Genomic DNA, 14,781 nt, shown 5'->3' on the forward strand with positions numbered 1-14,781 from the left:
TTGAATTAAAAAGCTTTTTTTGATTAGTCGGTTTATTTTTTCCTATGACATATTCTATTTTATAAAACCATGTGCTCTGGCATGTTGTTCTGCGTGTTTGCTACTTTCAACTAATAAGACTGGTACGGTTTTATAATTATCAAACAGACCACTTATACGCAACATTTTCTTTTTGTGCTTTACCGTTCTTAAATAGATGGCCAAAATGCGGTCTGGATGTGTTTCAGCAATTTCAATATAAATATCGGCATCATGTTCACCGGCATCACCAATCAGTATAAATTTTAAATTAGGATAGGCATTCAGAATATGAATAATTTCCTTCTGTTTTTGAGGTTTTTCATCTAGGTTTTTTTTGCTAAAAATATTTCCCATACTTCTCAATAAAATGGGACCTTTTGGAAAATCATTCGCTTTAAGAAAATATTCTAAATACCGATACATATTCCAGGGACTGTGACTCACATAAAATATAGGATTTGTCTTTTCGCCTGACGATCCACGATGCAGCCCATGATAAAATTTAGCCGCGCCTTTTAAGGGAATTCGGTTGAAAGCGCCTTTTAAAAACGTATTCACCAAAACCCGCCATTTTAAAAGCGATACAACGCCTGTATGCAAAATAGTATCGTCTATATCGCTAATTACTCCGAATTCTGAATCTTCAGCAGGAATTAATATTTCGGCTGGAAACCGATTGTCATTCGTAATATTTCGTTTGATATTAACATCACTATACGAAACTACAAGTTGCAATAACCCTTCTTCATTAGTAAATGCACTTAAATTTTCTAATTGCTCTTCGCATTTAAAATAACCATTATTATCAGTTTTCGCTGTTAAAACTTGGTTATTAGGGAGTCTCAAATTTAATTCAACATGTTTAACCTCATCGCTTTCAAAGCGTTTAAAGGTATTAATAAGAAGCTTAAACCAACCTTTATCCTCCAAATCAATGGATTCATCTTCAAGCGCTCTTCCGCGTAAATAAAAATGATTATCACTTCCATAACTATGAAAGGTAATAATTTGAAGGGCATCTTTTTTAAACATTTTTTAAAATTAGGAAAGATTTTGGAAATAAAAAAACCACGCTAATTAACGTGGTTTTTTATAATCTATTTGTATCGACAACTAATTATTTAACATCAACTGGTCTGCTATCAGTTACGTCCATTTTAAATTGAGTGGATTCACTTTTCAATTGTGCTACTTTAGCATCTACCTCTTCTTTAGTTCCAGAAATTACAAGTTCTTCTGTAGAAATTTCTTCATTTTTAACATTTGTAACGCTAACAACAGCTTTTGCAAAATCGTCTGAAGTGATAATAAAATCAACATAAACTTTCTTAACTGCAGCATTTTCTGTTACTGTAATAGGTTCATTTGAATTAATATCTTCTGAAGCATGACCTCCTAAAATTGGTGCGATTACTAAACCAATTAGACAGGTTAATTTAATTAAAATGTTCATTGAAGGACCTGATGTATCTTTAAATGGATCACCAACAGTATCACCAGTTACAGCAGCTTTATGCGCTTCACTTCCTTTATAAGTCATTTCACCATTAATTAAAACACCCGCTTCAAATGATTTTTTAGCATTATCCCAAGCGCCACCAGCGTTGTTTTGGAAAATAGCCCAAAGCACACCAGAAACTGTAACTCCAGCCATATAACCACCTAACATTTCAGCAATAGCTAAATTATTCATTCCAAAAATCATAGGAACAAATGCAATTACTAAAGGAAAACCAATAGTTAATAATCCTGGCAACATCATTTCTTTTAAAGATGCTTCTGTTGAAATAGCAACACATTTATCATATTCAGGTTTCCCTGTACCTTCCATAATTCCTGGAATCTCTCTAAATTGACGACGCACTTCTTCTACCATTTCCATAGCTGCTTTTCCTACAGCATTCATAGCTAATGCCGAAAAAACTACAGGCACCATTCCACCAACGAATAACATAGCTAAAACAGGCGCTTTAAAAATGTTAATACCATCAATTCCTGTAAACGTTACATAAGCAGCAAATAAAGCTAAAGATGTTAATGCAGCCGAAGCAATAGCAAAACCTTTACCAGTTGCAGCCGTTGTATTACCAACCGCATCCAAAATATCAGTACGCTCTCTTACAATTGGTTCTTGCTCACTCATTTCAGCAATACCCCCAGCGTTATCAGAAATAGGTCCGAAAGCATCAATAGCTAATTGCATAGCCGTGGTAGCCATCATAGCAGAAGCTGCTAAAGCAACTCCATAAAAACCTGCAAACGCATAAGATGCCCAAATAGCACCTGCAAATAATAAAACAGATGGGAATGTAGAAATCATTCCTGTTGCTAAACCTGCAATAATATTGGTTCCCGCACCTGTTGATGATTGTTGAACAATTTTTAAAATTGGTTTTTTACCTAATCCCGTGTAATATTCAGTTACCGAAGAAATCACGGCTCCAACAACTAAACCAACTAAAGTGGCATAAAAAACACGCATGGATGAGATTTCTAATAAACCTTCACCAAAGAAATTCATTTGCATGGTTTCTGGTAACATCCAAATCACTAAACCATAACAGGTAATAGCTACTAAAACAATAGAAACCCAGTTACCTATATTTAAGGCACTCATAACTTCTGATTCTTTAGCGTCGTTACTTTTTATTTTTACGAGCATAGTTCCAATAATGGAAATAATAATACCAACACCAGCAATAGCCATTGGTAATAAAATTGGTCCAATACCGCCAAAGGCATCGGCTATATTACCACCCATATCTCTAATAACATAATTACCTAAAACCATAGCTGCTAAAACTGTCGCCACGTACGATCCGAATAAATCTGCACCCATACCCGCAACATCACCTACGTTATCACCAACGTTATCAGCAATTGTAGCTGGGTTACGTGGATCATCTTCAGGGATTCCTGCTTCTACTTTACCTACTAAATCGGCACCAACATCGGCCGCTTTGGTATAAATACCGCCACCAACACGCGCAAATAATGCGATAGATTCAGCGCCTAAAGAGAATCCAGCTAATGTTTCAAGAACAATAGTCATATCCATAGTATTGGTCCAAACACCACCCATAAAGAAGTGAAAGAAACCAAGAAAAAACAGAGTTAATCCTAAAACGGCTAATCCAGCAACTCCAAGTCCCATAACAGTTCCACCACCAAAAGATACTTTTAAGGCATTTGGTAAACTTGTTTTGGCTGCTTGTGTGGTTCTAACATTGGTTTTAGTGGCTATTTTCATTCCCATATTTCCTGCAAATGCAGAAAAAATAGCTCCAAAAATAAAGGCTATTACAATTAACCAATGCGTTGTTGGCACAAAATAAGCTACTGCAGAAAGTGCAATACTCACTATAACTACAAAAATGGCTAAAAGCCTATATTCGGCATTTAAAAAAGCTAAAGCTCCTTCATAAATATGATCTGAAATTTCTTTCATCTTTCCGTCACCAGCATCTTGTTTCATAACCCAAGATTTCTTTACGACCATATAAATTAATCCTATAAGTGCCGCTGCAATGGGCATATAAATCATCATTGATTCCATAAAATATTAATTTTTGATTTGTTAATTAGTGGCGCTAAAGTAGTGAAATCTCTTAAAACTAAAAAACCCTTCTATTTAATTATAGAAGGGCCTTATTTTACTGTATATCTTGAAACTAAATAGTAAAATTACCATTTGTTTTGTGTTCGCTATCTTCATATCGATCAATACATTTATTAAGAATATCATAAGCTTCTTGGGCATTTCCCCATCCACCAACGTCAACTTTTTTCTTTTCTAAATCTTTATATACTTGGAAAAAATGTTCAATTTCTTTAATCTGATGCGGATTCATATCTGATAAATCATTTAAGATATTCCAAATAGGATCTGAAACCGGCACACAAATAACTTTCTCATCTGGGCCTTTCTCATCGGCCATATGAAAAACACCAATTGGCTTTACTTCTACCACACACATTGGGAAAGTTGGCTCACCTCCTAAAACTAAAACATCTAATGGATCACCATCTAATGCTAAAGTTTCTGGAATAAAACCATAATCTGCTGGATACATCATAGATGAAAACAACATACGGTCAAAGCGTATTTTTTTTAATTCAAAATCGTATTCATATTTGTTACGGCTACCTTTTGGTATTTCGATTAACACATCGAACGTTTTTTTTCCTTTTGGACTCATTGTAAATTTATAGTTATCAATCACTCAAATTAAAGTGACATCATAGTTTATATCAGACTTCACCGAAAAAATTTCGGGGCTGCAAAGATACATAAGTAATTGGGCTTGGGCAACTAAAATTAATTTTGGATAATCAACCAATCAAAATAAATAAGATAAATCTAAATTTTAGTACCTTGTTAATCCATTCCAAACTAAATAAACCGAAAATTATGAAAGCATTTTTCACGCTATTTATTGCCGTGTTCTCACTAACGACTTTTCATGCACAAACAAAACCTTGGCAAGGCAAGTTTGAACCTATAGATGATATAATTGCGCCACCAAATACTTACAGAACGGCTAGTGGCGCACCCGGGAAAGATTATTGGCAGCAACGTGCCGATTATAAAATTAAAGCTGAATTAAATGAAAAAACGAACACTTTAATAGGTGAAGAAACCATCACTTATTATAATAATTCTCCAGATAATTTGAGTTATTTATGGATTCAGTTGGAGCAAAACGTCAATAAAAAAGAAAGTGAAGATTTTGGAGATGCTTCTGGTGGAATACGGGATTCTATTTCTAGTCAACAGATGCAATATCTTACACGCGCTATTGATTTCCCTGCGGGTTACACGATAAAATTCATTAAAAATTCTTCAGGAAAAGATTTACGTGCCTTGGTAAATAATACCATGATGAAGGTTATGTTAGACAGCCCTTTAAAATCTGGTGAAAGCTTAAAATTTACTTTAGGCTGGTCCTATCCTATTACAGATAGAAGTTTATTTATGTTATCCCGAGAAGGTTATGAATATTTCCCGAAAGACGATAATACAGTGTATTTAATGGGACATTGGTTTCCAAGAATGGCGGTTTATAATGATACGGAAGGATGGCAGAATCAGCAATTTCAGCGTTTGGGTGAATTTGCATTGGAATTTGGCGATTATGAAGTTGAAATAACGGTTCCAGAAGATCATATTGTAGCATCTACAGGTGAATTGCAAAATAGTGATCTTGTTTTGAGTAAAACACAGCAAGAACGTCTCATTGCGGCTAGAAAATCCTTTGACAAACCTGTAATGATAATTACCCAAGAGGAAGCACGGCAAAATGAAAAAACCAAAGCAATCAAGAAAAAAACTTGGATTTTTCATGCTAAAAATGTTCGCGATTTTTCATTTGCATCATCACGGAAATTTCTTTGGGACGCGCAAGCATTGCAGCTTTCAGATCATGTTACTATGGCCATGTCTTTTTATCCAAAAGAAGGTTTACCTGTTTGGAAAGAAGAAAGCACCAAAGCTGTTATTGCAGCTTTAGAAGTATATTCAGAAGCTACATTTGAATATCCTTATCCTGTTGCCATTTCGGTTAACACTTCCAATATTGGTATGGAATTTCCTATGATTAGCTTTAATGGCGGACGTCCTGATAAAAATGGTAAAATGAGTGAAAATGCTAAAGCAGGTATGATTGGAACTATTATACACGAAGTTGGGCATAATTGGTTTCCTATGATTGTTAGTTCAGATGAACGCAAATGGATGTGGATGGACGAAGGTTTGAACACCTTTTTACACCAGCGTACTATGGCTGAAAAATATCCGCAATATCATAGTACCAAGCCTAAAGATATTGTGCCATTTATGCAAGGCGATAAAAATATTCTTCGTCCTATTATGACGACCTCAGATAGTGAATTACTTTCTCAATTTGGTGCCAACTTTTATCAAAAGCCAACTGTAGGTTTACAAATGTTGCGCAATTCTATTATTGGTGAAGAATTATTTGATCAAGCTTTTAAAGAATACGCCAACCGTTGGAAATACAAACATCCAAATCCAGGTGATTTATTTAGAACATTGGAAGACGCCACCGCAACCGATTTAGATTGGTTTTTTCGAGGCTGGTTTTTTACAACAGATAATGTAGATATGGAATTAGCCAACGTAAAGTGGTTTAAAATATATGATAAAGATGTAAACATGGAAGATAAAAGCAAGAAAGTTGCTTTTAGAATTAAAGGTGAAAGCACCAATAAGGAAGCTACCGATTTTTCTGGTGGACCGGAAATGATAACCATGACTAAAACGCCGGATGAAAATTACGGTGGATTTTTATCCAGATTGGATGAACCTGAAGTTAGAAAACAAGTAGCTAATAAAAATATTTATGCACTAACTATTAAAAACGTTGGTGGACTGGTTATGCCTATTACTATTGAATGGCAATATACAGATGGCTCCAGCGAAATTGAACGTTTACCAGCTGATGTTTGGCGTAGAAATGAATATGAAACAACGCAAACCTTTTTAAAGACTAAAGAAGTAAAAGCTATAAAATTAGATCCTAATTTTGAATTTGCTGATACGAATATGTCCAACAATACCTTTCCGAAACAGGAATCTGATTCGCAGTTTGATAGCTTTAAAAAGAAACAGAAAAATTAAACTAAATAACGTTTTCAAATTGAAATAAAAAAATAGCTCACTAATTAGTGAGCTATTTTTTTTATGTTATTGTACTTTAGATTTTTTAGAAATTAAATCCAAAACTTCCCGTAATACCAAAATTTCGGGCATCGGGATTGTCTAGATAATTTCCTCTAAAGTTAAAGTCAATTCTAAATACTTTAAAAATGTTGCCAATACCCACGCTGTATTCGTAATAAATTTCATCGGTTGGCGCAATTAATGGAATATTGGATGGCGCACTAATAGCCATATTATCAGCAGACAAATCGCCCCAAACACCACGGACACCAACAATTTCTCGCCAATTTAATTTTCTTAAAAAAGGGATTCTTGAAAACAAACGGCCGTTAAAATTATGCTCTAAATGTACCGAAGCGTACGTATCCGTTACAAATTCGTAATAGTTTAATTGTGAAAACGATTTGTAAATAGAGAAATAGGACTGGTTTCCAGGAACAATACTTAATAAGCCCAATGGAACTGTCCCGAATGTTTTACCCACTTCAATAGTAGAATATAAGCGTCCTAAACCGCCCAACTGCCAAGGTTGCACGTAAGAAAATTGAAATTTCGTATAATTAAAATCACTGTCAAAAAATATTTTATCACCTACTGTATATTGAGCAAAAAGTGAGGCATAGGTATCATTGGCACTTTGGCGCTCTACACCATAACCAATCATTTTTCGACCTGGAAAATAGGAAACAGCGATGGTACTTTCAAACTGTTGAATTTCCGAAGAAATACCCGTTGCAGATTCAGGATCCACATAATCCAGACTAAAGGTTGGAGAAGCGGATTCTAACGTTCTATAATCGCCACCAATGCGGAATAATATGTTCTTAATCGGTTCAAATTCCACAGCCAAGGCCGTTAAATTTATATTGGTTAGTTTATCATTTGTAGCAGTACTAAAAACAGCATTGGATGCTAAACTTCGACCTAAAACATCTGTAGAAGTGGTTAAACTAGCGCCAATTTGTTCGATGTCACGTCTATGTCCAGCGGAGATAATGAGTCGGTTACGTTGGTTCAATAAATATTTAGCTGAAAAACCATATTTCACCTTATCATCTTTAAATCCGTAGGCCATAAAACCTTGTATACGCCATAAATCATTTGGGCCAAAATAAGTACGGGCTCCGGCACGCAAACGCAAACCTTCCACATCATTATAACCAACTGTTGAAAAAATGGGGCCGTAATCCAAATTCAAATCGTCAAACTCTATATATCCTGAACCTAAAATACTTCCTAAACTATAAAGTCGTTTAAACTTTTTAACCGTTTTTAAGGTGTCTAACATTTTGTAAACCCCTTTTTCATCATTGCTTAAAGCTTCCAGGCGGTTTTCACTCCAGAAATCATCTTCACGATTGTAAGCATCCAAATTATAATCGAAAACTTCCTCTTTGTAAAACTTGTCGTCTTTTACTTTATCGAATTCGTAATTATTATAAAGTGTAGTTCGTTTTCCATAAACACCGCGAGATTCCTCCTTTTTATTTAAGGTGAAATCAGACATAAAATAATCGCGCTTAATTAGAAATACAGAATCATTTAAAACATCAAATTCCTGTTCAATATAAATTTCCTTTACCCAGTTTATATTGGCACTTTTACTGGCTTGCATATTAATTTCCTTAATAGCGAAAGTGGAATCATTCACCCAAAAATCGCCTTTAAAGGTTAATTCGTTTTTACGTCTTGGATAGTAAATAATATTGTAGCACCATTTATCATCTATAAAGGCGCTATCTTTTAATACATAATTATAGGTGTTTACGCCTGTTCTAGAAATAGGACTGACAAAACTTTTATCGAAAAATTTCAAGTAATTATCATACACATCATATTCGGAATACAAATCTTTAATAAAGGCAATGATGTTTTGATTGTTATTAAATCCCGAATTTTTATTTCCCTTCAGCTCTATCTTTTCCTTATTCAATACATTATCACCATAAACTTTAGCAACTTCTTCATTTAAAAAAATAGGTAAATATGTTTTTCCGGTAACTTTGGATGTATCCACTTGTTCAAAAATGAACTCCATACCTTTAAAAAGATTACTTTTTATCAAAGAACTATCAATGGTATTTAAATCGAATTCTACTTTTTCATACCTATTGTAAGCATATTGCTTGAACTGGCTTAAACCATTTTTACGTTTGCGTTCCCAAATTTTTTGAAGAATGGCTATAGCCGGATTTTCTTCCGCTTTTTTAGATTGCTTTCCGGTAACAATAAAAATTTCATTTAAGGCAGCCGCTTCTTCTTCAATAATGAATTTCAAATCGTAGTTAACACGCTTTTCTAAAGGAAGCTCTATGGTTTTATAACCAACAAAAGACACAATTAATATGGGCCATGTTTTGGTGGACTCCATGTAAAAACGTCCATTTTCATCCGTAATAGTGCCTTCAAAAGAGTCCTTAAAGATAACGTTGGCATACGCAACAGGTTGCTTGAATTCATCAAATACTTGGCCGCTAACTTTTGTTTGCGCACAAACAATTAAGGTACCGAAAAAGAATACGAAAAGGAGTATATTAAATTTCATAAGGACAAAAAAACTTCATTAACAATGTAGCCAATGAAGTTTATTAAACGTAAAATATACGTGGTTATTTATACATAACCTTCTTCACTGCCGCTATAACATCTTTACTGCTAGGCAACCATTCTTCAAAAAGAACTGGTGAATAAGGTGCAGGTGTATCTGCTGTGTTGATTTTTATAATTGGGGCATCTAAATAGTCAAACGCTTCCGATTGTACTAAATAGGTTATTTCTGTTGCAACATTTCCAAAAGGCCAAGCTTCTTCTAAAACTATTAAGCGATTTGTTTTCTTAACCGATTTCAAAATAGCTTCGCGATCCATTGGTCTAACGGTACGCAAATCGATAATTTCACAAGAAATACCATCTTTTGCTAATTCATCAGCTGCAATATAAGCTTCTTTAATAATTTTCCCAAAAGATACGATTGTTACATCGGTTCCTTCACGTTTAATTTCAGCAACACCTAAAGGAATGGTGTATTCGCCTTCTGGTACTTCACCTTTATCGCCATACATTTGCTCACTTTCCATGAAAATAACCGGATCGTTATCACGAATAGCAGATTTTAAAAGTCCTTTGGCATCATAAGGATTAGAAGGAATTACCACTTTTAAGCCTGGTGTGTTGGCAAACCAACTTTCAAAAGCTTGAGAATGGGTTGCTCCTAACTGACCAGCAGAACCTGTTGGACCACGAAAAACAATTGGACACGGAAATTGCCCTCCAGACATTTGTCTGATTTTTGCGGCGTTATTTATAATTTGATCAATTCCAACCAAGGAGAAGTTGAATGTCATGTATTCTACAATCGGTCTGTTTCCCGACATAGTAGAGCCAATAGCTATACCGGCAAAACCAAGTTCGGCAATTGGTGTATCAATAACACGTTTGGGTCCAAATTCATCAAGCATACCTTTTGATGCTTTGTAAGCGCCATTATATTCCGCTACTTCTTCACCCATTAAATAAACACTTTCGTCACGACGCATTTCTTCGCTCATGGCTTCCGCTATTGCTTCTCTAAATTGTATTGTCTTCATTTACTTATCTTAATTACGAAACAACAAAAATAACAATAATATAAAAACTTTAGTCGAAACTTCTATTTAAAAATTTACTATGCGTGCATAGCAAAAATTCAAAATAAAATAATTAACTTCGTAACCAGAAAAATATACTTTTTAATATAAATATAGAGATATGAAAATATTAGTATGTATTAGTCATGTACCTGATACGACTTCCAAGATTAATTTCACTGATGGCGACACCAAATTTGACACAAGTGGTGTACAATTTGTTATTAACCCGAATGATGAGTTTGGATTAACGCGTGCCATGTGGTTTAAAGAAAAACAAGGTGCCGATGTTACTGTTGTAAATGTTGGTGGTCCAGAAACAGAGCCTACACTGCGTAAAGCATTGGCAATTGGCGCAGATAATGCCATTCGGGTTAACACGGAAGCTAAAGATGGTTTTCAAGTTGCTAAACAATTAGCAAACGTCGTTAAAGAAGGTGGTTACGATTTAGTTATTGCAGGACGTGAGTCTATTGATTATAATGGTGGAATGGTTCCAGGCATGTTAGCCGGTTTAATTGGTGCTAACTTTGTTAATAACTGTATAAGTCTTGAAGTTGATGGCACAAACGCTAAAGCAATGCGTGAAATAGACGGTGGAAAAGAAACCGTTTCAACAAGTTTACCATTAGTTATTGGTGGCCAAAAAGGATTGGTTGAAGAAAGCGATTTACGTATCCCAAATATGCGTGGTATTATGATGGCAAGAAAAAAACCACTTGAGGTTAAAGAACCTATTGACGCGGGAACCGAAACAGCTTCTATAAAATTTGAAAAACCTGCTCCAAAAGGTTCCGTTAAATTAATAGATGCCGATAATGTAGAAGAATTAGTAAACTTACTTCATAACGAAGCTAAAGTTATTTAATCCTCCCTTTATCCCTCCAAAGAAGGGAAATACAGGATAAAACAAATAATTATTAACGTTTCTTAGCCCTTTCCTTTGGAAAGGGTTGGGATAGGAAAAAATAAAATTATGTCAGTTTTAGTATATACAGAATCCGAACAAGGAAAATTTAAAAAAGTCGCTTTAGAAGTTGCATCGTATGCAAAAGCTGTAGCCGACCAAATGGGTACTACCGTAACGGCAATTACCTTTAACGCTGATGACACAAGCGTACTTGGAAATCACGGTGTTGATAAAGTATTAAAAGTAAACAAAAGCGAATTAGAGAAATTTAACGCCAACGCATATGCAAACGTTATTTCTCAAGCAGCTAAAAACGAAGGTACCAAAGTAGTTATTGTCAGCTCAAGCGCCGATAGTAAATATTTAGCACCTTTGTTAGCTATTAATTTAGATGCGGGTTATGCCTCTAATGTGGTTGAAGCACCTTCAAGTGTTTCACCATTTACAGTGAAACGTACCGCGTTTACTAATAAAGCTTTCAATATGACCACCATTGATACAGATGTAAAATTGGTAGGTGTTTCTAAAAACTCTTATGGAATTAAAGAAAATTCTGGAAGCGCAACGGCTGAAGATTTTTCACCTAGTGTGCCGGAATCTGGGGTTCATGTAGAATCGGTTGATAAAATAACCGGGCAAGTAACTATTGCAGATGCTGATATCGTGGTTTCTGGTGGTCGTGGCTTAAAAGGTCCTGAAAACTGGGGTATGATTGAAGAATTAGCTCAAGTTTTAGGTGCAGCAACGGCATGTTCTAAACCTGTAAGTGATTTAGGATGGAGACCACACGGTGAACACGTAGGTCAGACAGGAAAACCAGTTGCTGCCAATTTATATATTGCTGTAGGTATTTCTGGAGCTATTCAGCATTTAGCAGGTATCAACGCATCTAAAGTTAAGGTAGTTATTAATACAGATCCTGAAGCACCTTTCTTTAAAGCTGCAGATTATGGAATTGTAGGTGATGCTTTTGAAGTTGTTCCAAAATTGATTGAAAAATTAAAGGAATTTAAAGCACAACAGTAAATATATTTTTTAAATTGTATTTATAAAAGGGCTGTTTAAGTTAGTGTAAAATACTAAAACTGTTTCGTACGGTTTGGTAAAGTCCTAATTTAAACAGTTCTTTGTTTTTTAATTTACTATGAGTTTAGTACGACTAAATATAAAAGGAATTTCATACAGCCAGACACAAAATGGCGCCTACGCATTGATTTTGAATGAAGTAGATGGCGATAGAAAATTACCAATTGTTATTGGTGCTTTTGAGGCGCAATCCATTGCCATTGCTTTAGAAAAAGAAATTAGACCACCTAGACCACTCACCCACGATTTATTTAAAAATTTCGCCGATCGCTTTGATATCGTTATCAAACAAGTCATTATTCACAAATTAGTGGATGGCGTTTTTTATTCCAGTATTATTTGCGAACGCGATAAAATTGAAGAAATAATTGATGCACGAACAAGTGATGCCATTGCTTTAGCCTTACGTTTTCAAGCACCAATTTTTACCTATAAAAACATCTTGGACAAAGCAGGAATTTATCTTAAAATTAATCCTGAAGATGAAGATAACGCCGAACATGATAGCATTTTAGTAGACGAACTTATTGTTGAAGAACTTGAAACAGGAAGTGCGTCGTCGGATGGTTATAAAGCGAAATCTATTGAAGAGTTAAATAGTATGCTTGAAGAAGCCGTTGCTAGTGAAGACTACGAAAAGGCAGCAAAAATTAGAGACGAAATATCTAAACGATAACCCAATTCACTATCACATGAACAAGCTATTTTTAGCGTTAACAGCTATTATTTTTTCCTTAAACGCGCTAGTTGCTCAAGATATTTCTAAAAGTTGGCAATTTGAATCTGTTAAAAATAATGGTAGTGATACGTTAGAATCCATTGTTCCCTATACAGATATTTTAGAACTTAATGATGGAGAATTTCGTTTCTCTTCAAAAGATAATGATACTTTAAATGCGTCTGGTGATTATATGCATCAGAATAATTTACTGGTTTTCTTCTATTCCCAACCCACGGAAACCTTAAAACGTTATAAAATTTCCGAGCTTACCGACTCTACCTTGGTTTTTACCGAAAAAGATAATGTTTACAGTTTTACCGCTGCCAAAACAGTGGAACAAGCCGGACTTATTGGACAAATTTTAGATGAAAATACCATTAAGCCAAGTCAAGGATTTTCATTTACCAGCCTTTGGCGTGGTGTTTTAGGAATGATTTCTCTTATTTTAATAGCCTTTTTGTTTAGTAATAATAAACGTGCCATTAATTGGAGAACCGTTGGAATAGGTTTAGCTTTTCAACTAATTATTGCCATCGGTGTATTAAAAGTTCCGTTTATTCAAAGTGCTTTTGAATGGGTTGGAGGTTTATTCATTAGTATTTTAGACTTTACACGAGCAGGAAGTAAATTTCTATTTGAAGGACTTGTAGTTGATATGGATACCTTCGGGTTTATTTTTGCTTTTCAAGTATTACCAACCATTATATTCTTTTCAGCCTTGACCTCGGTTCTGTTTTATTTAGGATTGATTCAGCGTGCCGTAAAATTAATGGCCATGCTATTAAGTAAACTCCTTCAAATTTCAGGTGCAGAAAGTTTAAGTGTTGCGGGGAATATCTTTTTAGGTCAAACTGAAGCACCACTACTGATTAAGGCTTATTTAGAAAAAATGACGAAATCAGAAATGCTTTTGGTAATGATTGGTGGTATGGCAACTGTTGCTGGAGCCGTATTAGCAGCCTATATTGGGTTTTTAGGCGGAGACGATCCTGCTTTGCGTTTAGTATATGCTAAACATTTATTAGCAGCATCCGTTATGGCCGCACCCGGAGCTATTGTTATTTCAAAAATACTATATCCGCAAACGGAAGAAATCAATAAAGATGTATCGGTATCTTCAGATAAAATAGGATCTAACATATTAGACGCCATAGCCAATGGTACAACTGAAGGCTTGCGTTTAGCAGTAAATGTTGGCGCCATGCTTTTAGTATTTGTGGCCTTTATTGCAATGGTGAATGGTATTTTAGGTTGGGTTGGCGAATTTTCAACCATGAACTCATGGATGGCAGATAATACGCCCTATCCTGCTCTGTCACTCGAAGCTATTTTAGGAACTATCTTTGCACCATTAATGTGGCTAATTGGGGTTGCTACGGAAGATATTATGATGATGGGACAATTATTAGGTATCAAATTAGCCGCTAGTGAATTTGTAGGTTATATTCAATTAGCAGATTTAAAAAATGTAGCAAACGAGGTGCATCTTAATTATAATAAATCCATAATCATGGCAACGTACATGCTTTGTGGGTTTGCTAACTTTGCATCCATAGGCATTCAAATTGGTGGTATTGGCTCATTAGCACCAGGACAGCGTAAAACACTTTCGGAGTTTGGTATTAAAGCCTTAATTGGTGGAACGATAGCCTCCTTAATTTCTGCAACTATAGCAGGAATGATTATTGGGTAATCAATTCCTGCGTAGGCAGGAATCTCATTATAAATAAGGATA

10 protein-coding genes are annotated in these 14,781 nt (G+C 35.0%); 5 read left to right on the plus strand and 5 right to left on the minus strand.

The genetic code is table 11. The features are described from left to right. Positions 1-54: 54 nt before the first annotated feature. The 3 genes from ES674_RS00405 to ES674_RS00415 all read right to left on the minus strand — a co-directional run bounded on the left by ES674_RS00405 (position 55) and on the right by ES674_RS00415 (position 4,220). The gene (locus ES674_RS00405) at positions 55-1,053 is read right to left on the minus strand and encodes an App1 family protein (RefSeq protein WP_148402013.1); all 999 of its coding nucleotides are present in this window, start codon (positions 1,051-1,053) and stop codon (positions 55-57) included. Between the two features lie 85 nt (positions 1,054-1,138). After that, positions 1,139-3,577 carry a sodium-translocating pyrophosphatase gene (locus ES674_RS00410; RefSeq protein WP_148402014.1) on the minus strand — a complete coding sequence of 813 codons (2,439 nt, stop codon included), beginning with the start codon at positions 3,575-3,577 and terminating at the stop codon, positions 1,139-1,141. A 115-nt stretch (positions 3,578-3,692) separates the two neighbouring features. Next, complete coding sequence (locus ES674_RS00415) at positions 3,693-4,220, minus strand: inorganic diphosphatase (protein WP_148402015.1); 528 nt, start codon at positions 4,218-4,220, stop codon at positions 3,693-3,695. A gap of 212 nt (positions 4,221-4,432) precedes the next feature. On the opposite strand from ES674_RS00415, the gene ES674_RS00420 reads away from it, so the two are divergent. Then, a complete protein-coding gene (locus ES674_RS00420) occupies positions 4,433-6,661 on the plus strand; it encodes a M1 family metallopeptidase (protein ID WP_148402016.1) in 2,229 nt (742 codons plus the stop codon). An 85-nt stretch (positions 6,662-6,746) separates the two neighbouring features. Here the strand turns inward: ES674_RS00420 and ES674_RS00425 are convergent, their stop codons facing one another. Further along, complete coding sequence (locus ES674_RS00425) at positions 6,747-9,248, minus strand: DUF5686 and carboxypeptidase-like regulatory domain-containing protein (protein ID WP_148402017.1); 2,502 nt, start codon at positions 9,246-9,248, stop codon at positions 6,747-6,749. Between the two features lie 64 nt (positions 9,249-9,312). Beyond that, positions 9,313-10,290 carry a pyruvate dehydrogenase complex E1 component subunit beta gene (locus ES674_RS00430; protein ID WP_148402018.1) on the minus strand — a complete coding sequence of 326 codons (978 nt, stop codon included), beginning with the start codon at positions 10,288-10,290 and terminating at the stop codon, positions 9,313-9,315. 160 nt (positions 10,291-10,450) lie between these two features. Here ES674_RS00430 and ES674_RS00435 point away from each other — a divergent pair, with 160 nt between their 5' ends. From ES674_RS00435 to ES674_RS00450, 4 genes are all read left to right on the plus strand, one after another. Further along, positions 10,451-11,197 (plus strand): electron transfer flavoprotein subunit beta/FixA family protein, encoded by a 747-nt coding sequence (locus ES674_RS00435; protein ID WP_148402019.1) that lies wholly within the window; start codon positions 10,451-10,453, stop codon positions 11,195-11,197. Between the two features lie 108 nt (positions 11,198-11,305). Further along, positions 11,306-12,265 (plus strand): electron transfer flavoprotein subunit alpha/FixB family protein, encoded by a 960-nt coding sequence (locus ES674_RS00440; protein ID WP_148402020.1) that lies wholly within the window; start codon positions 11,306-11,308, stop codon positions 12,263-12,265. Positions 12,266-12,383: 118 nt separating this feature from the next. After that, positions 12,384-13,001, plus strand: coding sequence for a bifunctional nuclease family protein (locus ES674_RS00445; protein ID WP_148402021.1), 618 nt, complete (start codon positions 12,384-12,386; stop codon positions 12,999-13,001). A 16-nt stretch (positions 13,002-13,017) separates the two neighbouring features. Continuing rightward, positions 13,018-14,739: a nucleoside transporter C-terminal domain-containing protein gene (locus ES674_RS00450; RefSeq protein WP_148402022.1), complete on the plus strand. Its 1,722-nt coding sequence runs from the start codon at positions 13,018-13,020 to the stop codon at positions 14,737-14,739. Positions 14,740-14,781 lie beyond the last annotated feature (42 nt).

Source organism: Bizionia myxarmorum, assembly GCF_008086205.1.
GTDB lineage: Bacteria > Bacteroidota > Bacteroidia > Flavobacteriales > Flavobacteriaceae > Algorimicrobium > Algorimicrobium myxarmorum.